Origin of the sequence: Shewanella waksmanii ATCC BAA-643 (assembly GCF_000518805.1) — a bacterium.
GTDB lineage: Bacteria > Pseudomonadota > Gammaproteobacteria > Enterobacterales > Shewanellaceae > Shewanella > Shewanella waksmanii.
This window is the reverse complement of record NZ_JAEH01000017.1, coordinates 63,053-87,265: the sequence shown is the minus strand read 5'-3', so window position 1 is coordinate 87,265 and position 24,213 is coordinate 63,053. Positions and strand designations below refer to the sequence as shown.

The following is a 24,213-nucleotide window of genomic DNA, read 5'->3' as shown; positions in this document are numbered from 1 at the left end:
CGACAGCTTATTGCTCTTCTCGCAAAAATACTGGAGATAACGCTGTAGAGTCAGCCTCACTGTAATAATAACCCGCCATATCAAATTGCGTTAACTGCTCAATCGAATCCACATTGTTGTCCAACATGTAGCGCACCATCATGCCGCGGGCCTTTTTGGCATAAAAACTGATCACTTTATACTGGCCGGCTTTCTTATCTTTAAAGACTGGTGTGATAATCGTGCCATCAACCAGCTTAGGTTTTACCGCCTTGAAATATTCATTGGACGCTAGGTTAACCACAATATTATCTCCCTGCTCTGCCAAAGCTTGGTTAACACTGTTAGTTATTGTCTCACCCCAGAACTGATAGAGGTTGGTTCCTTTCGGGTTGGCTAGCTTAGTGCCCATCTCTAATCGGTATGCCTGCATTAAATCGAGTGGGCGTAACAAACCATATAACCCCGATAGCATGCGTAAGTGCTTTTGTGCACGGTGTAGTGCTGCTACTGACAAGGTCTCTGCGTCTAGCCCAGTGTATACATCGCCTTTAAACGCAAACACAGCTTGCTTGGCATTTTCTGGGGTAAAAGCGGCGTCCCATGACTCGAATCGAGCCGCATTTAGCCCGGCAATTTTGTCACTCACTTTCATTAGCGATGCAATATCAGCAGGCGTCAACTGGCGGCAAACTTCAATGAGCTCGCTGCTATACTCAAGCAACGCTGGCACGGTATAGTCTTTCGTTGGTGCCGGGTTTTCATAATCGAGCGTTTTCGCTGGTGAAACTAAAATGAGCATTGTCAGTCCTTCAAAGTCTGCTTAACTGCGACTATCATAATCTGCAAGCTACAAAAAAACCACGCTAAATCAGCGTGGTTTTTTAGATGGTACTAATTCATTTTATCAATGATTAGTCGCTTACTAGGCTTTGGGCGCCTCAGTCACACTTGCGTTGTTTGCTTGCGTGTCTGTCGCGACAGGCTTACCTTTCCAAATACCGCCTTCTAAGCCTTGAATCTCAGGAAACTTAGCCGCATCAAATGTTGGGTTGATACCGGTTTTCATCTGCTTCTCATAATCTTTAATTACCGCATATGCAACTTTAGACAGCATCACAATCGCCGCAATATTCACCAATGCCATCAGACCCATAGATACATCGGCAAAGTTCCAAACTAGCTGTAACGATGCAACAGAGCCCGCCATTACCATGCCTAATACGAGTACACGGAAAGTATATAGTGCCTTTTTGCTCTTGGTTAAGAACATCACATTGCTTTCTGCATAGCTGTAGTTAGCAATAATTGAAGAGAAACAAAATAGAATAATAGCAAAAGCAATAAAGTACGCTGCCCAGCTGCCCATTTCATTGGTCAGTGCTAACTGTAGCAATCCAATGCCTTGTTGCTCGCCAGGATTATCCAACACACCTGACAACAAAATAATTGCCGCTGACGCACTACAGATCACGATGGTATCAACAAATACACCGATCATCTGTACAAAACCTTGTGACGCAGGGTGATTTGGGTTTGGCGATGCTGACGCCGCAATGTTTGCTGCGCTACCCATACCCGCTTCGTTAGAGAACAATCCACGTGCAATACCGGCCATCATCGCGCCCATTGCGCCGCCAGCTGCTTCTTCCCAGCCAAATGCACTCTTAACAATCAGGCTCAGTGCCGCTGGCACTTGGTCGATGTTCATCACCAATACGACCAACGCAATCGCCAAATAGGCAACCGCCATTACCGGTACAATGATTTCTGACGTTTTAGCGACTTTCTGTAAACCACCACAAATGATGTAAGCAGAAAAACCTACAATAACCAGACCAATTAGCGTTTTATCTAGTCCAAATGCATTGTTCAGTGCATCTGTCATCGTATTGGCTTGGGCTGCATTGAAAGCAAAGCCAAACGCGATGATAAGTAGGATTGAGAAGACCGTTCCCATCCAACGTTTGCCTAGGCCGCGCTCCATATAATATGCAGGGCCACCTCGGAATTGACCTTCATCATCTTTAACTTTATAGACTTGCGCTAAGGTTGACTCGATAAAGGCGGTTGCCATACCGAGCAGGGCAATTAGCCACATCCAAAATATCGCGCCGGCACCACCCACTGTGATGGCCACCGCCACACCCGCCATGTTACCTGTGCCGACTCGGGCCGCCATTGAAGTACAAAAGACTTGAAATGAAGAGATGCCATTAATCTTTTCACGGCCTTGTATTACCAATTTAGCACCGTGACCAAACATCCTAAATTGAATAAAGCCTAACTTCAGGGTAAATAGCACACCTGCAGCGACCAACACATAAATAAGTACACTGCCCCACAGCATGCCATTGACCAAGTTAATAGCAGACTCTATGAGTGTAACAAATGATTCCAACATAATATTCTCAGTTCCCATAACAAAACCGGCCAAGCAGGTTCATCACCTATGGCCGGATCTGTTTAATTGATTTTCCTTCCCAAATTGCTTTAAAGAATAACGGCTCTTAATCTTTTAAAAGTTGTCCTTATCACTGCTCAAGTTGAGCGCAGCGTGCCGCATTCGATAATCCAAAATAGCATAGCATTAAAATTACCTCGCGTGATCCCGATCACAAATCTTCTTTTGCGTGACGCTGCCCATACAGGGATTCACAAATGTAAATCACTGTATTAACACTAGCAACTTAGCATTTACCACCATAAAGTTAACATTTAGCCAATTTTCTTACTTTTAAAAAGTAAGAAGTAGCACACACTTTTGTAATAAAATTACAAATATAGTACCTACCAAGAGCTTTGATTAACTTTTTGCTTACTATAAATGGGGTTATTTATGTCACAACAGCAAGAGATCAGCGCACTGAAGAAATTTGTGAGAGCGAGCAACTTCTTAGCGACGTCACAAATTTACTTAAAACAAAACGTACTACACAAACGTCCACTTCAACATAGCGACATCAAACCTAGGCTACTAGGGCACTGGGGCACATGTCCTGGAATTAACTTTGTCTACGCTAATGTTAATCGCCTTATCAGTAAAACAAAACGTCCTTTCTTGTATTTGGTCGGCCCAGGTCACGGCTTTCCTGCAGTACAAGCAAACTTATTTATGGAAGGTTCGCTAAGTCATTTCTATCCGGAGACGATTCCGTACAACGAAACCGGCATCGAAGATATCTGTAAGAAATTTTCAGCGGCGTATGGTTACCCATCACATGCTAACCCTGAAGCACCTGGGCAAATTCTTGAAGGCGGTGAGCTAGGTTACTCGTTGTCTGTCGCTTGGGGCGCGGTGCTTGATAACCCAGACTTAATTGCCGCTTGCTTAATTGGTGATGGCGAGTCTGAAACTGGACCGCTTGCCGCATCTTGGTATGCAAACCGCCTTGTTTCTCCTAAAAATAATGGTGCGGTACTACCTATTGTGCATATCAATGGCTACAAGATTTCTGGTCCAACCCGTATGGGCCGTATGAGCCATGAAGAACTAGACTTAGAATTCCGCGGCTTAGGCTACCACCCAATTATCGTTGATGATCAGCACGAGCAAGACGTCTATGAACAGATGACCGCTGCAATGGATCTGTCCTATGAGATGATCAATGACATTCAAACTCATGCCCGCGCCGGTGAGGATATTGTCAAACCACGCTGGCCCGTTATTTTGATGCGCACAGCAAAAGGCTGGACTGGTACAGCTGAATACGACGGCAAAAAACTAGAAGGCAACTGTGACTCTCACCAGGTCATCGTCAATAAATGTGCTACCGATAAGGGTCATCTCAGTGCACTTAATGATTGGCTCGCGAGCTACAAGTTCGATGAGTTATATCAAATCAATGAAGCCGGTGAGCTTGAGTTTGACGCCGATATTCAATCATTACTGCCACCTAAAGAACTGACCTGTGGCCGTCAGCATTTAAGTTACGGAGGCGAAGTCGTTCGCGCTTTAGCTAAGCCTGATCTTGAAAAGCTCGCTTACGGTGCTGAAACACCTCGTGGCCAACGTGGCTTATCTATGTACAAAATGGGCGAGTGGATGCGTGATGCGTTTAAACTAAACCGCGATCAACGCAACCTACGTATCTTCTGTCCAGATGAAACCTACTCAAACCAACTACAAGCGGTATTTGAAGAAACCGACCGTGCTTGGCAATGGCCTATTGAAAGCTGGGATGAAGATATGTCTCGCGATGGCCGAGTGATTGAGTTGCTATCGGAAAACTTACTATTTGGTATGCTTCATGGTTATACCGTGACAGGACGTCATGCGATGTTCCCTACCTACGAAGCGTTCTCGCAAGTGGTTTCATCTATGGCTGACCAATATTGTAAGTATGTCTATGCCAGCCAAGGCGTACACTTCCGCAAACCCGTACCCGCATGTAATGTGGTGCTATCTTCACTGCTAGAACGACAAGACCATAACGGTTATTCACATCAAAACCCCTCTTTCCTTGGGGCGATGCTAGAGAAACACCCTGAAATTATTTCAGCCTACTTGCCAGCAGACGGTAACAGTACCTTGGTCTATACCGAACGCGCTTATGAGGACAGAGATAAATTAAACATTCTGGTGGCAGGTAAGAAGTCTCTACCACAATGGCTAACTTTAGATGAAGCCCGTAAACAGGCGAAAGATGGCGTCATGGTTTGGGACTTTGCTTCCGACGAAAACCCAGATGTCGTGCTGGCGGGCTGTGGCGACCACGTGACCCAAGAGTGTTTGGCTTCATTGGTGCTGCTGCGTGAGTTACTGCCTAGAGTCAGAGTGCGCTTTGTTAGCGTGACAGAGCTTAACAGTAGTGGTTTAGGTAGCCGTAAGTTCCAATCTAAACCTTGGTTAATGGACGAAGTCTTTACTGAAGACAAGGGCGTCGTATTCAACTATCACGGCTACCCCAATACCATTAAGAAGCTGGTATTTGATTATAAGGGCAGCCATCGATTCCGTATCAAAGGTTATGAAGAAGAAGGCTCAACCACGACACCTTTTGATATGGGTGTCCGTAATGGTACGTCACGCTATCACTTAGTCATTGATATGGCCTACAAGCTATTCCAACAAGGTGTGATTGACGAAACTCAGCATGTGTCAATTACCACTGATATGTTACAACGCTTGGTAGACCATAGAAACTACATCAAAGCCCATGGGGTCGATCCTAGCAGTATTGAAGACTGGGTTTGGACTCGCTAAGCGATTTTTAGAGTCTCGATACTAAAGAGGGCGCCTAAGCGTCCTCTTTTTTTGCATGAAAACCCAACAATTCAGCAATATGTCATCATTTTGTTTGGCAAATTTAACATTTAACGTAGATAATATTAGAGCTAGCGATAAAACCAAAGGATCCCCCATAAAGTGCTGGCATGTTTTTATCTGCCGTAGAGAAAACAGCCTCGGGGAAGACGAATAAATAAAGGACTTGAAAATGATGAACAACACATTGAAAGCAATTTTGCTGACTTCAATGCTCCCACTTGCAGCCAATGCAACTCAAGAACTTAGCCCATGGTATGTCGGTGGCGGTGTTGGTATTAACAACTACGAACCTAACTGCGACCAAAAAACCATGAAAAGTTGTGGTACAGATGATCCCTATGCATGGGATCTATTTGGTGGTTATCTGTTTAGTGACAACTTTGGCGTTGAACTAGGCTATCGTGACCTCGGCCGTGCAGAATGGGTTGACTATGGCAACAAGCTTAACGATGTAGGCGCCAAAGGCATGACACTTGGAGTTGTTGGTATTTGGCCATTTGCTAACAAATGGAGCATCTCTGCCGAAGCAGGTGCCATGAACTACACCATTTCTAACAATCGTCAATGGGGTACTGAGTATTACAGTGACAGCGGTGTAGCGCCATACATCGGCGCAGGAATTGGTTACAACATTACCGATAATATCAAGTTGCAGGCGAAATACCGCCGCTATGAAAATCTTGATGAAAATGAATACAACACTTTAGAGATGCAAAGCAACTACTGGGGCTTAGAGCTAAGCTACCGCTTTGGTAGTCCAGCTCCTGTTGTTGTCGCTGTGGCCGCTGCCCCCCTTGATTCTGATAATGACGGCGTAGAGGATAGCATGGACAAGTGCCCTGATACCCCTGCAAATCATAAAGTCGATGCGGCTGGCTGTACCATTTATAAAGAAGTTACTGAACAGCGCGATGTGGGTTCGATTTTATTCGATAACGACTCAGATACCGTTAAGCAGGTTTCCTATGAGCGTATCAAAAAGTTAGCCGATTATATGGCACAGCACCCCGCTCAACCGTGCTAATTTCCGGTCATGCCTCTGATGTGGGTAAAGCGGACTACAACATGGATCTGTCTGAGCGTCGTGCCAAAGCTGTCGCAACGATTCTGGTTGAGACTTATGGTGTTGAGAGTAAGCGGGTGACCGCCAAAGGTTATGGCATCACTAAACCGGTGATCCAAGGTCGCAGTGCTGAGGCGAACAAAGCAAACCGCCGCATCGAAGCACACGTAACCGGTGTTCGCCAAGAAGCACTGATCAAATAATCTCTATTGATTAACGTGCAACTGCGCAAAAACCAAACGCTGCCCTGTGCAGCGTTTTTTTCACTTTACCATTGGCAAGTGAGCGCTATACTCTGGGGACAAATTTGATGGATTCATGGGTTGTTTTCAGCAATTAAGCGCCCTTTTACTGATATTTTACAACTTTACTGTAATTTTTTTTCAAATATGGTTGGAAATATCGGCAAGATCGCTTCTAATACCCGTTAGTAAACAACACAACTTCAGCTGCTTCTTAAGAAGGATGTAATTTTCATGGCTAATACTCTCGAGCAACTCAAAACCCTCACCACCATCGTCGCCGATACCGGAGACATAGAAGCCATTAAGCGTTATCAGCCACAAGACGCAACCACTAACCCCTCTTTAATATTAAAAGCAGCCCAAATTCCCGAATATGCACATCTAATTGACAATGCGATTGCTTGGGCTAAATCTCAAAGCAATGACATCAACCAGCAAATCGAAGATGCCGGTGACAAGTTAGCGGTCAATATCGGTTTAGAGATCCTAAAAATTGTACCTGGCCGCATCTCGACCGAAGTCGATGCACGTTTATCGTTCGATAAAGCAGGTTCTATTGAAAAAGCCCACAAGCTAATCAACTTATACCAAGAAGCTGGGGTTGATAAATCGCGTATTCTGATCAAACTTGCGTCAACTTGGGAAGGTATTTGTGCAGCCAAAGAGTTAGAACAGCAAGGCATTAACTGTAACCTAACCTTGTTATTCTCTTTTGCTCAAGCACGTGCATGTGCTGAAGCGGGAGTTTACCTGATTTCACCATTTGTTGGCCGTATTCTTGACTGGTACAAAAAAGATACTGGCAAAGACTACTCTACTGCTGAAGATCCAGGTGTCGTCTCTGTGACAAGTATCTACAACTACTACAAACAACATGGCTTCGATACTGTGGTCATGGGAGCAAGTTTCCGTAACACCGGTGAGATTATTGAATTAGCAGGTTGCGATCGTTTAACCATTGGTCCTGCGCTACTAGAAGAAATGGCGAACTCAAACACGCCAGTGGTACAAAAACTGACTGCAACAACAGAAGTGGTCGCCGCTGAGGCACCACTAACAGAGCAAGCATTCCGTTGGGAATTTAACCAAGATGCTATGGCAGTAGAGAAGTTAGCTGAAGGTATTCGTAACTTTGCTATTGATCAGGGCAAACTAGAAGAGATGCTAAAAGCACAACTTGAAGGCTAGGAGTCGCAGGACATGACACAACTAACTGAAATGGATATTTGGCAAGAGTTGGCAGAGCAGGCCAAGCAGCTCCCACACATGCGCCAACTGTTCGCCGAAGACCAACAACGCTTCGACAATATGTCGATTAGTGCTTGCGATCTGTTACTTGATTACTCAAAAAACAGAGCTGATAACAACACATTAGCACTGCTATTCAAACTAGCTAAGCAAAGTCAGTTAAGTGACAAAATTAGCGCGATGTTTGCAGGTAAAATAATTAACAACACAGAACAGCGCGCGGTACTACATACTGCGCTTCGTGCCAATGCCGGACAGCAGATTTTTGTTGATGGTGTTGATATCGTGCCTGAAGTACAACAAACTCAGCAAAAAATGGCTGAATTTGTTGCATCAGTCACCAGCGGTGAATGGCGTGGTTACACCGGTAAAGCGATCACCGATATTGTTAGCATCGGGATTGGCGGTTCATTTCTCGGCCCCAAAATCGTCACCCAAGCCCTACGTCCCTATTGGAATCCAAATTTAAACTGCCACTTTGTTGCTAACGTTGATGGGACTTCTATCAGCGAGAAACTCAAACTAGTCGACCCAGAAACCACGTTATTCGTTATGTCGTCTAAATCGTTTGGCACCCAAGAAACCCTCACCAATACGCTAAGTGCTAAAGAGTGGTTCCTGCAAAGTGGTGCTAGTCAAACCGATATCGCCAAACACTTTGTTGCCGTGACATCTAATGTCGCCAAAGCAACTGAGTTCGGCATGGATGCGGCAAACATCTTCCCGATGTGGGATTGGGTTGGTGGCCGTTATTCTTTGTGGTCTGCCATTGGCTTGCCCATCGCCTTGCTCGTTGGCATGGATAACTTTGCCGCTTTACTTGATGGCGCTAAATCCATGGACACCCATTTTGAAACCGCAGAGCTTGAAGATAATATGCCAGTCATTATGGGCTTGCTATCAGTGCTTTATGGTAACTTCTACAATGCACAATCCCACGTTGTGCTCACCTATGATCACTACTTACGTGGCCTACCGGCATATTTTCAGCAGCTAGATATGGAAAGTAACGGTAAGTCAGTCACCTTAGCCGGTGAGCAAGTTGATCATAATACCGGCCCTATCATCTGGGGTGGAGAAGGTACCAACGGTCAGCATGCTTATCATCAGTTATTGCACCAAGGAACAGCGCTCGTACCAGCAGATTTTATTATGCCGCTGCAAAGCCACAACCCATTAGGTGAACACCATGTGCAACTAGCATCTAACTGCTTTGGTCAAACCCAGGCATTAATGCAAGGGCGCACCTATGAAGAAGCGATGGCGGAGCTCGCCAATAGTAACTTGAGTGCTGAGCAAAAATCTTTAATCGCAAAGCACAAGGTTATGGAAGGCAACAAGCCAAGCAATACCTTGCTTATGGATAAGCTGACACCAGCCACACTAGGTTCGCTCATCGCCCTCTATGAGCACCGGACCTTTGTTCAAGGTGCCATATGGGATATTAACTCTTTCGACCAATGGGGTGTTGAGCTTGGGAAAACCTTGGGCAATGATGTATTAGCCCGTCTCCAAGCTGATAATGACAGCCATGAACTCGATGCATCAAGCAATGCATTAATCAATATATTCCGTCAGCAAAAGATATAGTGATAAGAGTCATCAATAAAAAAGCCAGTTTATGCTGGCTTTTTTATTAATTACAGCACAGAAACCCTTCATGACGGCACAATGACTGTCGTTATTATTTGTTGAACAATTTCCCCATCATAAATACTTCACCTCAATTTAACATTGCTGAAACATTTTTCTTGCACCATAAATTAAAAGTGTGGTATTTAATTGATGACAAAAAATACAACAATAGGAGGTTGCCATGAATCGCTTAGATTATGGTAGTGCGTTAGAAGACACCGTCGTTGAAAGACCAAGTCGAACCAGAAGCTCCAATAAGAAGCGCAAATGGCGTGAAATTGAGGCTCTGAAAGAAAAGCACCGCTTGCTAAAGGAATTGCAAGATATTGACAGTAGCTTTAATAGTGAACTTGATAATCTATTGATGTAAAAACGAACAAAAAAATAGCGCCCAAGTGGCGCTATTTTTATTTAGCCTAGTTTTTAATCACTGGCTTTAGCAATATACTCGCGTAGCTCTTCAAACACTTGGTTGTCATCGTCACTAAACAGTGGATCAACCATTAGCTTTTCTGCACATTGCGCCTCAATATTATCCCAATCATCTTGCCGCATATTACGCTTCCATACTGGAAATACATGTTTTTCTTCAAAACGAAGGTGTGCGCCCTGCAGGGTAAAATAAGCGGCTAAGTCATCACACAACTGCTCTTTTTGTACCGGTACATCCGCTAAGATCAGATTCAAAGTCGACATAATGGTACAAGAAGACTCATTAAGCTTATCGTGTTCAGCTAATAACTCTTCGGTCTGAGTGTCATCGGGAAAGGCCTGTGCATGGTACTTATAAATCACATCTTCTAAAGGGTGATGACTATGTTCAGCGTAGCTTTGCATATACTCCACAATGTCACGGATAAGATTGTAATTTACCATTTCACCAGCAAGTAACCGCTGATGTTTGTCTGCCAATATTTGCAGCAATATCGCGATGTGCTGATGGTCTTTCTTCAATCGAGTGAGCATGAGCGTCTCCATTTGGTACAGCAGCCTATAGAATAATTATAGGATGTTGCTGAATTATTACCCAATACTACATTAAGCGACTGGCGACGATTTCTGACCAAGATCAATAACAAGTCAAATTAAAATAGCGGTTTATCACATTTTTTAAACAAAACTTTAAGGTGAGAACATGCACACTATCGCTAGTGCACGTGCACACTAAGTCACTCCCAAGTTGATGTAAAAACCGGTTTCAGGCAGAATTTGCGCCTATGTCGCTTAACCCAAGCTGTATCACAACCTCAATATCGATAAACAATAAGGGATCATATGGATTCACCACTTTTGGTTGGTGCCCATGTCAGTGCAGCTGGCGGCGTCGCTAACGCGCCACTGAATGCGAAGAAAATTGGCGCGAGTGCATTTGCACTGTTTACGAAAAACCAACGACGTTGGCAAGCTGCGGCCCTAAGCACCGAGCAAATTGATGCTTTCCAGCTCAACTGTCAGCAAGGGGGCTATACGGCAGATGCAATCCTACCCCATGATAGTTACCTGATTAACCTAGGCCATCCAGCCAAAGAGCAGCTTAGCCGCTCGCGTGAGGCCTTTATTGATGAAATGCAGCGCTGTGAACAACTTGGGTTAACCTTGCTGAACTTTCACCCTGGCAGTCACCTCAGACAGATTGACGTCGATGAGTGTTTAGGCAAGATTAGTGAATCGATTAATATGGCTTTAGATCAAACCCATCAAGTTTGCGCCGTGATCGAAAACACTGCTGGTCAAGGCTCGAACTTAGGCCATAGTTTTGAACAACCGGCGCAAATTATCGAGAAAGTAGAAGACAAGTCCCGTATCGGTGTCTGTATTGATACCTGCCATATGTTTGCCGCAGGTTATGATTTAACGAGTACTGAGGCGACACAAGCAAGCTTTGCTGAATTCGATCGCATTGTTGGCTATCAATACCTTAAAGGCATGCATCTGAACGACAGTAAAACCCCACTGGGTAGCCGAGTTGACCGGCACCATTCGTTGGGTGCAGGCTATATTGGTAAAGCAGCTTTTGAAGTGATTATGGCGTTACCAGCGGTAAGAGGCATTCCATTAATATTAGAGACAATTGAACCGGAGATATGGCCGCAAGAAATTAATTGGCTGCGCTCACTGGCGAAGGGTTAGTGTGAGCTTCTTATTGTAAGCACTTATAAACAACAGCAATCACTTTAACACTGTCATCAAGCTCATCCGTTTGCAGCCAGACAATATGCGTACCGCCGATCTCTTCACCATAACGGCGGGCGTTATCTTGCGCTTCTTGCAGTGCATGCTCGCCTCTGCCGACACCAGATGACATGGCAAAGCTATCGCAGTGGGTGACTTCAAAATCGTAAGCATCGTTAATACGATGATAAAACTGCTGCTCTTCAACGCTACTACAGGCCGATAACATCATCATCGACATGCTCACCCAAAACACTCTCAACACAACAATAACCACCCAACAAAAATACTGTTGCGCAAGATAATAAAATTCTGCTTTTATTTAGGTGATCTTGATCACACCAAATGCACCAGCGCAGATACATATAGCAACAGTTAAATCGCAATTTTTATCTAAACAATCAAAAACAACACAATGAAAACAACGAGTGAACAAATAGTGAGTGTAAACAAAGGCGTCACCCTAAAATTAACAACTTAAGCACAGACGAAAAAGGAGCCGTTATGGCCCCTTTTCAAAAGCGATAAAATCTTACAGTATGTCGAAAAGATGGCGCTTTAATTGCGCGAAATCAGCTTCAAGCTCCGTCGACAAAATCGGCTTATCTTTCACTGCTTCTAGCGCTGGCGGCAGCGGGATATCACGCTGCAACTGCACGTCGACTACATCCTTAAATTTGGCTGGATGTGCCGTACCTAAGAAGATGCCTTTTTCATCACTGTCCATCACTAAAGACAAAGCTTGCGCTGCAATCGCTGCGTGAGGCTCGCTTAAATACCCCAATTGGTCAAGTTGCTTTAATGCAGCACTGGTATCGTCCTCATTAAGTGCGACACCGCTGATATCGCTAAGTGACCATCCCATTGCCTTCACAATGGCTTCAACACGAGGCCAGTTGCTTGGCTCTGACACATCCATAGCATTTGACATGGTGGCAACAGTTGCATGAGGTGACCAATCACCTTGCTCTAAATAACGCGGCACTGTGTCATTGCTGTTGGTTGCAGCAACAAAACGCTTAACTGGCAGCCCCATTGCCTGAGCAAACAAACCAGCGGTTAAATTGCCGAAGTTACCACTTGGTACAGATATAACCGGATCTTGATCATGTTGTGCCTTGAACTGGGCAACCGCTTCAAAGTAATAGCAAACTTGAGCCAATAAACGACTAATATTGATTGAATTCGCCGAGTTCAAGTGCAGTCCATCTCTGACATCGCTATCTTCAAAAGCGTGTTTTACCATGTCTTGGCATGCATCAAAGTCTGAAGCAACCGCGACAGTGTGGATGTTATCACCCAACGTGGTAAACATCTTCTCCTGCAATAGACTGATCTTGCCTTTAGGATACAGTACCACCACTTGCACTTTATCGAGCCCATAAAAGGCATCGGCAACAGCTGCGCCAGTATCACCCGATGTAGCAGTAAGAATAGTAATCTTACTGTCAGTCGCCAACTGGTTGAGGCACTGCGCCATAAAGCGAGCGCCGAAATCTTTAAATGCTAAAGTGGGGCCGTGAAAAAGCTCTAGGCAGCTGCGCTTGTCATCTGCTTGCACTAGTGGCAAATCAAAGTTAAAGGCATTATCTACTAAGCTATCGACCATATCTTGACCAAGCTCATCAGCTAACCAAGCACCGAGTATTTTCTTACTTCTCTGTGCAAAAGGCAGTGCCAGTAAGCTATCAACGTCATCGAGTGTAGGAATGCTGGTTGGGAAAAACAGCCCCCGGTCTTTACCTAAGCCCAGTCTTACCGCTTGTGAAAAACTGACTACTTGTTCAGGGTGTTTGAGGTTATAGAGTTCCATCTTAATGCCTTAAATTCTTATAGTGTTACGACTTAACAGCGGCGCGTGCCCTGCTCATCTAATTTACAAATATGGGAAAAGCCCTGCTCGTTGACTAAGTAGTGCGCATCTAACCATGCTTGAGCCTTTTGGGCAGTCGCTAGGTCATCGGTTACCGAAAATAGCGTTGGGCCACTACCGGAAATACCCGTAGTGAGCATACCTAAATCAGCCAATGCGGCACGTGCATCGCTATAACCGGGAATACCTTCTGCACGATAGGGTTCTGCCAACACATCTTTCAATACACTCAGCGCCAACTGGCTATCTTGCTGATATGAAGCATGCACAAAAGCGCTTAAATAACGGCCAAAGTCAATGGCCACAGCCTTATCATATTGCTCTGGCAGCAAGGCGCGCATTTTCGCAGTAGACAGCGAAATACCAGGATAAGCGACTACCCAATACCATTGTTTAAAATGAGGAATCGCATCACAAATTTTCCCCGGCGCATCTAACATCAGTTGCATGCCACCTAAGTAACAGGGCGCGACATTGTCATAATGCACTGAGCCACTGATTTGTCCCTCGAAATCTCCCATCAATTTCAGCAAGGCTTGTTGATCATAAGGCTGCTCAAAGTATTCGTTAAGCGCATAAAGTGCGGCAACAACCGAGCTTGCACTTGAACCTAAGCCACTGCCTACCGGCAAGTTTTTCTGCAGGTGTAAATTCAATCCCTGTTGAGAGTTCAGTTTTTCGACAAAAAACTCGGCGCATTGATAGACAATGTTTTGCTGCGGATCAGAAGGTAATTTATCTGCCCAGCGGCCAGATGCTGTCAAGTTAATCCCTTGCGCTGCTGCCGATACACTGACCTTATCACCCAGTAGTTGACCATCTAGCGGCGCTAAAGCTGCGCCAAGCAAATCAAAACCAACACCCACATTCCCCATCGACGCTGGTGCATAGACAGTTACGCTCATGCGCCCATCTCCCTTGTCCAATTTAATGTACGCAATATATCAGCAAATGCCCCAGCAGCTGTCACTTCGGTACCGGCGCCGTAACCCCGGAGTACAAAAGGAATGGGCTGATAATAACGGCTGTAGAATGCCAACGCATTTTCGCCGCCCTTAACGCTGTATAGCGGATCACTACTGTCTACTTCGGCAATTTTTACGCGGCAGCCCTGCTCGTCAATCTGACCAACATAACGCAGCACTTTGCCTTTTTCACGGGCGCTAGACACCCAATCAGCTATTTGACCGTCGAGTTCAGGTAACTTCGCCATGAATTGCTCCACATCGCCACTAGCATCAAACGATGCGGGTAAAACCGATTCAACCACCACATCATCAAGCTCAATATTGATGCCCACTTCGCGAGCGAGAATAAGCACTTTACGAGCAACATCCATACCGCTGAGATCATCACGCGGATCCGGCTCAGTAAAACACTTTTCACGCGCAATTGCGGTCGCCTCTGACAATGTCATCCCTTCATCAAGCATGCCAAAGATATATGACAGCGAACCTGAAAGAATACCGTTGAACTTAATTAATTTATCACCCGCAAACAGCAGTTTCTTCAAGTTGTCGATAACTGGCAGCCCTGCACCAACCGTTGTTTCATAGAGGAACTGACGGCGTTGTTGCAATGCAGTTTGACGTAGAGACTGATAATAAGCCAAGTCTCGTGTGTTAGCTTTTTTGTTCGGTGTGACAACGTGTAAGCCGGCTTTCATCACCTCAACATACTGGTCCGATACATACTCACTGGAAGTACAATCGACTAATACTGGATTGAGTAACTGCTGCTCTTTAGCCCAATCAAGCATTTTGGGCAGGTCGCATGGCGTTTGACAATCAGCAAGTAGTGCAGACCAATTGCTTAAATCAACACCTTGTGCATCAAGCAACATATGTCGAGAGTTGGCAATACCACACACACGCACCGTAATATGCTGCTGTTTCAACATCTGCTCTTGCTGTTTAATCTGTGCTAATAAGCCAGCGCCAACATTGCCACTGCCCACTAAAAATACATCAAGATAGTGTTGCACATCGAAAAACTGTTGATGGCAAGCAGCGATAGCATGTTTAGTTTTACGCAGCTCAATAACCGCCGAGATAGAACGCTCAGAAGATCCTTGTGCAATCGCGACAATATTAACGCTAGCTTGTGCCAATGCTTGGAAGAACTTGCCCGCTACGCCTTTATGGGTGCGCATACCATCACCAATCAAGGAAACAATCGCGAGGTTATGGCGCATCTCAATTTGCTCTAACACATCATTCTTTAGCTCTAAGTCAAACTCGACCTCTAGGGCATCTTGTACTTTTGCCGCATCGGCAGTCGCAACACAAAAACTGATACTGTATTCAGAAGAGCTTTGAGTGATCAAACTAACAGAGACCCCGGCGCGAGAAATCGCGCCCAGTGTGCGACTGGCCATACCGACCATGCCTTTCATGCCTGGGCCTGCGATATCAAACATGGTTTGCTCATCAAGATTGGAGATAGCTTTTACATTTAGGCCTGTTTTGTCATCTTGATTGGAAACCAGCGTCCCCACTGCACTGGGGTTAAAGCTGTTACGGATATAGCAAGGGATATGATATTGCGCGATAGGTGCAATGGTTTTTGGATGCAGAACTTTCGCGCCGAAATAGGACAGCTCCATTGCTTCTTGGTAGCTTAACTGTGACAGCAGTTTCGCATCGGCAACAACACGTGGGTCAGTATTGTAAACGCCATCAACGTCCGTCCAAATCTCGCAGCAATCAGCATCAATACAAGCGGCAAGTACCGCGGCTGAATAATCAGAACCATTGCGGCCTAAAATGACTGTACGGCCCTCGGCATCACCGGCGGTAAAACCAGGCATCACCCACACCTGATGTTGACTAATATCAACTTGTGCGAAACGTTGACGACTTTGTTCGATATCTACCGAAGCCTCAAGTACTTCACCTTGACCGACAAACAAAGCTTGCGGCACCCATTTATCACTTGATAGCGACTTAGCGCGCATCAGTTCAACCATTAACGCTGCAGATAGACGTTCGCCACCAACAACCACTTCGGCTCTGACATAATCAGGGCACTCGCCCAATAAAGCGATGCCTTGGAGCTTTGCAGCCCACAAGCTCACCTGCTCTTCAAAAGCTTGAGTCAGTACATCGCTTTGCGCGGCGGTCAATACATGCTGTGCAGCATCAGCAAACAGGCGTTCAAATACCTGTTGAACTTGGCTGAACACAGTCTGAAAGTCTGCTCCTTGGGTCGCGGTATCAACCATCTCCAGCAAGCCGTTAGTTACCGTTGCGGGTGCGGATAGCACCACGGCTATACGCTCTTGCTTGGAGCTGGCGGCCACTATGTCTGCTGCAGAGCTAAAACGCTCCCAGTTGGCCAGCGAGGTACCACCAAATTTCATGACTTTCATACTTTCTCCTTGTACCACACGCCCTAAGAAACGAAAAAGCCCGCTCCTTGTTGAAGGGAGCGGGCTGTTAAATTCAAAATAATTTTGAGTATACCTAGCCCGCCCCCACGTGTGTAATCGTGGTGGTTGTAATAATCGTGGTAATTACAATATTTAAGCTAGACATAAAATAATTCGATGACATCCAATAAAGGTTGTTTATATGCCTACAGAATTGCTTTTTTTGCATACAACTGTCAACCCCCTATTTTAAAAAAGATGACCTTTCAGCCTCTTGATGACAAAAATTCATATAGACCGCCAGTGAGGCCACTCCTATTCATTTGCAATAGTCTATATTGACCTATAAACCACCAACGTAACGTTTACGTAAAGTGAACAAATAAACCCTAAGCCACTGTTTATTAATGACTAAAAATACCATCCGAGCAATAAAGACAAGAAAACCTTAGATTAGGGCGCAAATTGTCATTGCTGATTTCAAAACCTTCATAATGCACAGTTTTAACTTGATAACACTCAATTAACAACTTAAGTAATAAGTCAAAATATATGAAATTATATTCAGAAAACTGTATTCGACATATTGCACCATGCAAGTCGAGGCTAAATTCAAACTGTGAAATAGTGCTATTTTGTTCGCAAATGCTGCGCCAAATCATCGCCAAGCCAGTAAAAGCAGGCTAGAATGCCGCCACATTTAGATTTGGAGTCATTATGAAAATCACTCAACATACTGCTGTTAGCATTCATTATCGTTTAACCAACGCTAAAGGCGAGCTTATTGAAAGCTCGTTTGAAGCAGAGCCTATGCTATATCTCCATGGCGCTGAGAATATGATCCCAGGTCTCGAAGCTGCATTAGAAGGCAAGTCAGCTGGCGATAAGCTCGATGTCAATGTTGATTCAGAGCAAGCGTACGGCCCTTACCACGATGGTCTCAAACAAGAAGTGCCAATCAGCGCTTTTGGTGATATCGAAGATATCGTACCGGGCATGCGTTTTATTGCGGAAACAGAAATGGGACAACGTCCAGTTCAAGTCACAGCAGTTAATGATGATACTGTCACTGTTGATGGTAATCACCCGCTTGCAGGACAATCGTTAGCCTTCAGTGTTGAAGTACTTGAAGTACGCGCTGCTACTGAAGAAGAGATTGCCCATGGCCATATCCATGCACCAGGTAGCAGCTGTGGTAGTCATGAACACAGCCATGAAGGCGGATGCTGCGGTGGTGAAGGCCACGATCACCAAGGTGGTTGTTGCAGCGACAATAGCGATGAACCCGCTAAAGAAGGTTGCGATGGCAACGGTGGCTGCGGCTGCAAGCACTAACCCTGCTAACCGCTGTTATTAACGGCGGTATAAAAATTAACCAACTGATATAAGATATCAGTCTAAACCGATAGGCCTATTCACTAAGCTTATCGGTTTTTTTCTTTTATACTTAGTAGATCATTGTTGAAGGAATATACAACTAAGGAGCACAAGGATGATCGCTAAATCGATCTATGAAGTACTGCCCTATAGCTATCTCACACTAGGTGGCTCGAGCATGCTAGTGTTAGAAAACAGCTTTGCTGTCGCTGCATCGTTGGTGATATTTATTATGGGCGGGCGCGTTTACAGCCTTAGATCAAAAAACCGCCGCACCGACCCTGTGCGTAAACGCAAAGCTCGCGGACTGCCTGAGTCGATGTACGATTTATTGCCGTTTTTATACCTGTGCACCGCATTTTTGCTGTTTAGGTATTATCCACAAGGGTTGGGGCCGATCCTAGGGATCTGTCTGCTCACCTACTCACTGTATATCTTAATCAGGCGTATTAGCTACCGACAGCACCGCATCCCAGCCGAGAATAATATTATTTAAACAGCCTAAGCAGTATTAAAGAATGAGTGCCTGAATACTTTGCCGTTGCTGCGCACTCATATGTTTTAAATAATTTGAACAACGTGTAATTGTCGCAATGCTGACTTGATACTGCGCCGCAATTTGACGTTGACTCAGCTCACCTTGCAGTAATAGCTGAAACACTTTCAAGCGCCCCGCGACTGCACTGCGTTCATCTTCGGTTAGCAACAATTCAAAGAGCTCTTGTAATGAATCTCGTGTTTGTTGCAGCTCAACTTTATCAACCACCTGCTGCCATTCAGCGCGCATAAAACCACTTCCGTACTATTACACCATGACAGTGAGTGTAACAAGGATTGCTAAGCTTGAGTACAAGCAAGCACACAGATTTCGACTCAGAAAGCGTAAATAGGCATTTATTGACGCAATTTGTTACTAACTAATCTCACCCTGATCAATTTACCCATGACAAGTTAAAGCCAGCACTGATGCGGCTTAGCTCCTACCTACAATGATATATCTATGAAACCGATGAAGATTTACCAAGTAAATCGTAAAAAAGCTGTGGAGTCGATGGGATATTTGCGCATAGAATAGCGGAGCAATGTCACATAACCATAAAAATCGTGAGAGTAATCAAGATGAAAAAGCAGATGAAAGTAGCCCTTATCGCGGCAGCTGGCGCATCGGTATTCGCCGCAGCAGTTCAAGCACACAATTTCAAAGAGCCTGAAGACGCTATCGACTATCGTCAATCAGCATTCAGCCTTATTGCTTATAACTTCGGTGATATGGGTGCGATGCTAAAAGGTAAAAAACCTTTTGATGCTGATGTTTTTGCTAGTCGAGCAACTAATGTTGCCGCATTGAGTGTTATTCCAGCAGAAGGCTTTATCGCCGGTTCAGATAAAGGCAACACGGAAGCGCTAGGTAAAGTTTGGTCTGATAAAGCCGACTTTGACGCAAAAATGAAAACTTTCCAAGAGAATGCCGCTAAATTAGCTGTTGTGGCGCAATCTGGCGACAAGAAAGCTATCAAACAAGCTTTTGGTAACACAGGTAAAAGCTGTAAAGGTTGCCACGACGTTTATAAGAAAGATTAATATCGATTTTACGAAAAAGGGCGTTCGCAATGAACGCCCTTTTTTTATATCAACTGCTGCCATACCGGCATAATCAACCAGGCCGTAATCGGCAGTGCCAAGGCGGCAAGTAATATTAGCGCCAGCACGACACTACGAAACGACAGCTCGACATGATTATCGAGACGCTTATATCCAGTTATCATCGCCAGGACTAACTTTTCACCTTTGAGACGATGCAGTAACACCGCCAATACGTGCACACCACTTAGCACTAATATCAAGTCAAAATTTTTCTTGTGCAGCCAGGTCAGCCAACTGCTTACCTCTGAGGACACATAAGCATAAAGTGGTCCCTCAGTAAAAATATCATCTGTGGCAAATAGTCCCGATATCAACTGAATAGCGACGACACTAATTAACACCACCACCATATAACCACCGAGCGGGTTATGGCCCACAGCCATTGGCGCTTGCTTGCTCTTAACTTGCTGAGCATAGCTAATCACTGCCTTCGGAGAATGGACGAAATGCTTAAATTGCGCGGTTTCACTACCGATGAAACCCCAGACAATTCTAAAAGCTAATAGGATCATCAATCCATAGGCACATATTTGATGCCACTCCATCTCACCTTCTGAGGCCGCCCAATAGAGCGCGACTAATAAGGCTAACATGCCCCAATGAAATACACGGGTAGGAAGATCCCAGACTTTGGTTTTAACGGGGGATTGAGTTGAATCAGAAGTTGCTTGCACACTATTTCTCACATCGAATATTGGCTACGCTACCGATGATATTTCAAGCATTTGTTTGGTGCAATCCAAATCACACTTTAAACACCAGTGGTAGCCGTACAATTACAATGTAAAGTAAATTTTGGCGGACAATTTTGATAGTGAAACCAGAGTTATTCAATCAAATATGAGCCTATTGGCAAACGATATCAAGGGTTTTTACTTAAGGTTTTAGCAAATTTGTCTAAGGGTTCAAATAAATAATCACAGTTTATCAAGCGCAGCTAAACTATGATCTGGATCACAAACTCTACGCGGGAAATTGGTAGTCTGAACTCAAGGAAACAACATAAGGTTCGACATATGATAAAGATTACCAGCAAAGATCTTGAAGTCACCACACCTATCCGTGAACGTATCGAAAGCCGCCTTCGTAAACTAAGCCGCCGAGACGTCCAGCTCATTAATCCACATGTGATTATTGTGCAAGAGAAGCAACAGTTCATGATTGAAGCTTCAGTTGGTATTCCGAATAACAAGCTATTTGCCCAGGCCAGAGACAAAGACCTCTATGCCGCCATTAATTCCATGGGGCAAAAATTAGAGAAGCAATTAAACCGCGTAGTACACAAGCCAGAAGCACAGCGCCATGAAAGACCCGTACTACAGCAAGAAGTTATTGATGACGATTTTGACGATGAGGAGTACGCTGCTTAATCAGTTTGTACCTAGGTTGTGATACTTAGATGACGCACTAGTCCTAAACCGATAGGGTCAACAGGCATTGCTTAATCAGCACACGCGGCACGAGTATCACAACCCTATTTTGCAAATTGGTCTATACTCAATATAACTTACGTAACAATATGGTAGATGGGTTTGAGCGTTCTCAATCCCTGATGACAGTAAGAGTTCAAGAAAAATAACCAAGAGAGGCTAACCAACATTTTTGCGTTTTTTAGGATAACAGCTTGTATCGTTTGGTGATATTAAAGCCCATTATGACGCTTTGTTAGCGCAACAGGGATAACCGCTACCTTGTAGCACATCACCACCTAGCCACTTGGCTTCGATTGCCACTAGGTCGCCTAGTCATAACAGTCGAGCACTAGCATTAGCGAGGTATTTACGATTTATTATCCATGTTACATAGTTAGGTTTACTCGGTAGGTGAACAACAGTGCCCAACATGAACCACAGTGTTTAAGGGATATTCGCTAGTAAACTAGTGCCATCACCTACCCTTATTGGTGAGGCTAATATCTGCAACAGGCAGTGACAGCCGCATTAGCTTGAGGGGGATAGAAACCGATTTGATCTCTAAAGCAAAAATAGCTTAATGCAACATCTCTAAGCGCACCACCTTGGTGCGCTTTTTCTATATTTACCGCTAAAAATTCCGTACTGCTGTCACATTACATAATGAAACAGGAATAATTCTCTATATGCATAATTTTTCATTGACACTCAGCTGCCAGCAATTTACTTTGATTGGATGAAAATGTTAAATCAGTTCTTTTTTACTTTCTTTTTTATTCCCCCCTATTAGGGAGGCGGATTTTCGGTGTAAAAACGAAAGTGAAAATTCCAAGCCTCCCCTACGGGAGGCTTTTTAGTATTTAGCGATCCATAACAAGATTTGTATTAGAGGCCAGTATGAGTAAAGCACAACCCCTAAATCACACCCGGGAACAGATCACCGCGCTTGATAACGAATTGCTGGCGCTGCTCGCCAAACGTCGTGATTTAAGTCTTGATGTCGCTAAAAGCAAAGAAGTTGACGTACGCCCAATCCGCGATACATTGCGAGAAAAAGAGCTACTTGCCCGCTTAGTCAAGCAAGGGCGAGAGCAAGGCCTAGATGCTCACTACGTCTTATCTTTGTACCAAAGCATTATTGAAGACTCGGTTCTCAATCAACAAGCTTACCTCCAAGGTAGAGCCAACCCAGATCTGCAAAAGCAGCAATATTGCGTCGCCTACCTCGGTGCACGAGGCTCATATTCCTATTTGGCAGCAAATCGCTATTGCGACCGTCGCCAAATCAATATGCAAGACTTAGGCTGCAGTAGTTTTGATGAAATTGTACATGCTGTTGAATCGGGCCATGCCGACTATGGCTTCCTGCCCATAGAAAACACCTCGTCAGAATCCATCAATGAAGTTTATGATGTATTGCAACACACCAGTCTCGCCATTGTTGGTGAAACCACCATTGAAGTAGGCCACTGTTTATTAGCCAAGCCCGGATCACGACTCGCTGATATCACCACGGTTTATGCTCACCCACAACCAATTAGCCAATGCTCGCGCTTTCTAGCTCAGTATCCCAACTTCAAGTTAGAGTATTGCTCAAGCAGCGCAGAAGCCATGGACAAGGTTATGCAAGCTGACAATGGAAGCGTGGCTGCGATTGGTAGTGCAGAAGGTGGCGCCTTATATCAACTTGAAGCCGTTGCCAAAGATTTAGCCAATCAAAAAATTAATCAAAGCCGCTTTATCGTGGTAGCCCGCAAAGCTATCGCCGTACCAGAACAACTATTGGCTAAAACCACCTTAATCATGGCGACAGGCCAAAAACCTGGAGCATTAGTTGAGGCGTTGTTAGTGCTAAAAGCCCACGATTTAAATATGAGTAAACTGGAGTCTCGTCCTATCCCTGGTACCCCATGGGAAGAGATGTTCTATTTAGATCTTGAGGCTAACTTAGCCAATGATGCTATGCAATCTGCCTTAAAAGAACTTGAGCGAATCACCCGGTTTATCAAGGTACTAGGCTGCTATCCGTGTGAAACCGTAGACCCCACACAATTGAGCAATAGTCAGTTAATGATTGAGCCAAATACAAGTCGCGAACAGCAAGTAAAACCAGCTAGCAGCGTCAGCGCTCAAACCAGATACAGCAAAGCTTACAAACAAAGTGCAACCCAGATCATCAGTGGCCAACTGCAAATTGGTGAGCAACAATTCGGTGCTATTGCGCAATTATCTTTGCCACAATCTCCAGAGCTGTATAGCCAAAAAGCCAAGCAAATTAAAGAAGCCGGCTTCCAAGGTGTTGTCGTAGAAGGCTTAAGTCGCCAAAGTGATGTCACCCGTAATTTAGCTAGCCTAAAACGCGCCCTTGACCAGTTTGGTCTTGAAGCCATTATTGCCATTGAGCAAGAAAATGAGCTAAAGCTAGCCACTGAGTTCGCAGCCCTCATCATGATCACTGGCAAACTTATGGTTAATGAGTCACTGCTCAAACAGGTGGGATCTTTACACATTCCAGTCATTCTGGAGCGTAATACTATGGCCAGTACTGAGGAGTTTCTCAATGCGGCGGACCTAATCCTTTCTCAAGGAAATCAACAATTGGTCTTGTGTGAGTCAGGGGTGCGAACCTTTAACGATGATGCCATGCCCGCGCTCGATCTTTCAGCCTTAGTAAGTATTAAAGCGCTGAGTCACTTACCCGTTATGGTTAACCCTTGTTACGCGACACCAACTGCACAAGTTGGCGCGGTGGCCGTTGCGGCAAAACAGTTACATGCTGACGGGGTCATATTGAATCTTGCAGAGGAAGCGGAATCACTCGATAGCAGTTTAACATTGAGCGCGCAAACCTTAACGGCCTTGTATAGTTAGTAACAACCCTTGTCCTCACGGGCATAAAACGCAAAAAGGAGCCTATTGCTCCTTT

Annotated in this window: 19 protein-coding genes, 1 pseudogene and 1 other annotated feature; of the genes and pseudogenes, 11 read left to right on the top strand and 9 right to left on the bottom strand. The window is 44.8% G+C overall.

All coding sequences use genetic code 11. The annotated features are described in order from the left end of the window. Positions 1–7: 7 nt before the first annotated feature. Both yaaA and L865_RS23530 read right to left on the bottom strand, forming a co-directional pair. Positions 8–781, bottom strand: coding sequence for a peroxide stress protein YaaA (gene yaaA / locus L865_RS0110295; RefSeq protein ID WP_028773162.1), 774 nt, complete (start codon positions 779–781; stop codon positions 8–10). A gap of 123 nt (positions 782–904) precedes the next feature. Next, positions 905–2,383, bottom strand: coding sequence for an alanine/glycine:cation symporter family protein (locus L865_RS23530; protein WP_084632516.1), 1,479 nt, complete (start codon positions 2,381–2,383; stop codon positions 905–907). 435 nt (positions 2,384–2,818) lie between these two features. Between L865_RS23530 and L865_RS0110285 the strand changes: the two genes are divergently transcribed. From L865_RS0110285 to L865_RS0110265, 5 genes and pseudogenes are all read left to right on the top strand, one after another. Beyond that, a complete protein-coding gene (locus L865_RS0110285) occupies positions 2,819–5,185 on the top strand; it encodes a phosphoketolase family protein (protein ID WP_028773161.1) in 2,367 nt (788 codons plus the stop codon). A 232-nt stretch (positions 5,186–5,417) separates the two neighbouring features. Further along, positions 5,418–6,514, top strand: a pseudogene (locus L865_RS23525) (OmpA family protein). Positions 6,515–6,787: 273 nt separating this feature from the next. Next, positions 6,788–7,744, top strand: a complete 957-nt coding sequence (gene tal / locus L865_RS0110275; protein ID WP_028773160.1) for a transaldolase — start codon at positions 6,788–6,790, stop codon at positions 7,742–7,744. A gap of 12 nt (positions 7,745–7,756) precedes the next feature. Beyond that, positions 7,757–9,394, top strand: coding sequence for a glucose-6-phosphate isomerase (gene pgi, locus L865_RS0110270; RefSeq protein ID WP_028773159.1), 1,638 nt, complete (start codon positions 7,757–7,759; stop codon positions 9,392–9,394). Positions 9,395–9,620: 226 nt separating this feature from the next. Next, entirely contained in the window at positions 9,621–9,809 is a 189-nt protein-coding gene (locus tag L865_RS0110265) for a DUF3545 family protein (protein ID WP_028773158.1), read from the top strand. A gap of 53 nt (positions 9,810–9,862) precedes the next feature. Here the strand turns inward: L865_RS0110265 and L865_RS0110260 are convergent, their stop codons facing one another. Continuing rightward, complete coding sequence (locus tag L865_RS0110260) at positions 9,863–10,405, bottom strand: hemerythrin domain-containing protein (RefSeq protein WP_028773157.1); 543 nt, start codon at positions 10,403–10,405, stop codon at positions 9,863–9,865. Between the two features lie 309 nt (positions 10,406–10,714). Here L865_RS0110260 and nfo point away from each other — a divergent pair, with 309 nt between their 5' ends. After that, the gene (gene nfo, locus L865_RS0110255; protein WP_028773156.1) at positions 10,715–11,569 is read left to right on the top strand and encodes a deoxyribonuclease IV; all 855 of its coding nucleotides are present in this window, start codon (positions 10,715–10,717) and stop codon (positions 11,567–11,569) included. 10 nt (positions 11,570–11,579) lie between these two features. Here nfo and L865_RS0110250 read toward each other — a convergent pair whose 3' ends face one another. The 4 genes from L865_RS0110250 to thrA form a co-directional block, all read right to left on the bottom strand. Continuing rightward, positions 11,580–11,876 carry a hypothetical protein gene (locus L865_RS0110250; protein ID WP_169732699.1) on the bottom strand — a complete coding sequence of 99 codons (297 nt, stop codon included), beginning with the start codon at positions 11,874–11,876 and terminating at the stop codon, positions 11,580–11,582. Positions 11,877–12,143: 267 nt separating this feature from the next. Then, complete coding sequence (gene thrC / locus L865_RS0110245) at positions 12,144–13,424, bottom strand: threonine synthase (protein WP_028773154.1); 1,281 nt, start codon at positions 13,422–13,424, stop codon at positions 12,144–12,146. A 32-nt stretch (positions 13,425–13,456) separates the two neighbouring features. Beyond that, positions 13,457–14,389, bottom strand: coding sequence for a homoserine kinase (thrB, locus tag L865_RS0110240; RefSeq protein WP_028773153.1), 933 nt, complete (start codon positions 14,387–14,389; stop codon positions 13,457–13,459). Continuing rightward, on the bottom strand, positions 14,386–16,854 hold the full coding sequence (gene thrA, locus L865_RS0110235) for a bifunctional aspartate kinase/homoserine dehydrogenase I (protein ID WP_028773152.1): 2,469 nt from the start codon (positions 16,852–16,854) through the stop codon (positions 14,386–14,388). The genes thrB and thrA overlap by 4 nt, the downstream gene beginning before the upstream one ends. A gap of 717 nt (positions 16,855–17,571) precedes the next feature. Between thrA and slyD the strand changes: the two genes are divergently transcribed. After that, on the top strand, positions 17,572–18,189 hold the full coding sequence (gene slyD / locus L865_RS0110225) for a peptidylprolyl isomerase (RefSeq protein WP_028773150.1): 618 nt from the start codon (positions 17,572–17,574) through the stop codon (positions 18,187–18,189). 157 nt (positions 18,190–18,346) lie between these two features. Continuing rightward, complete coding sequence (locus L865_RS0110220; RefSeq protein ID WP_028773149.1) at positions 18,347–18,727, top strand: hypothetical protein; 381 nt, start codon at positions 18,347–18,349, stop codon at positions 18,725–18,727. A gap of 15 nt (positions 18,728–18,742) precedes the next feature. On the opposite strand, the gene trpR is transcribed toward L865_RS0110220, so the two are convergent. Next, positions 18,743–19,018 carry a trp operon repressor gene (trpR, locus tag L865_RS0110215; RefSeq protein ID WP_028773148.1) on the bottom strand — a complete coding sequence of 92 codons (276 nt, stop codon included), beginning with the start codon at positions 19,016–19,018 and terminating at the stop codon, positions 18,743–18,745. A gap of 332 nt (positions 19,019–19,350) precedes the next feature. Here trpR and L865_RS0110210 point away from each other — a divergent pair, with 332 nt between their 5' ends. Next, positions 19,351–19,812, top strand: coding sequence for a c-type cytochrome (locus L865_RS0110210; protein ID WP_157577523.1), 462 nt, complete (start codon positions 19,351–19,353; stop codon positions 19,810–19,812). Between the two features lie 44 nt (positions 19,813–19,856). Here the strand turns inward: L865_RS0110210 and L865_RS0110205 are convergent, their stop codons facing one another. Further along, entirely contained in the window at positions 19,857–20,549 is a 693-nt protein-coding gene (locus L865_RS0110205) for a cytochrome b/b6 domain-containing protein (RefSeq protein WP_028773146.1), read from the bottom strand. Between the two features lie 342 nt (positions 20,550–20,891). Between L865_RS0110205 and hpf the strand changes: the two genes are divergently transcribed. Next, positions 20,892–21,245: a ribosome hibernation-promoting factor, HPF/YfiA family gene (hpf, locus tag L865_RS0110200; protein WP_028773145.1), complete on the top strand. Its 354-nt coding sequence runs from the start codon at positions 20,892–20,894 to the stop codon at positions 21,243–21,245. Positions 21,246–22,028: 783 nt separating this feature from the next. Beyond that, positions 22,029–22,145: a sequence feature (Phe leader region), on the top strand. 39 nt (positions 22,146–22,184) lie between these two features. Continuing rightward, positions 22,185–24,158: a chorismate mutase gene (locus tag L865_RS0110190; protein WP_028773144.1), complete on the top strand. Its 1,974-nt coding sequence runs from the start codon at positions 22,185–22,187 to the stop codon at positions 24,156–24,158. Positions 24,159–24,213 lie beyond the last annotated feature (55 nt).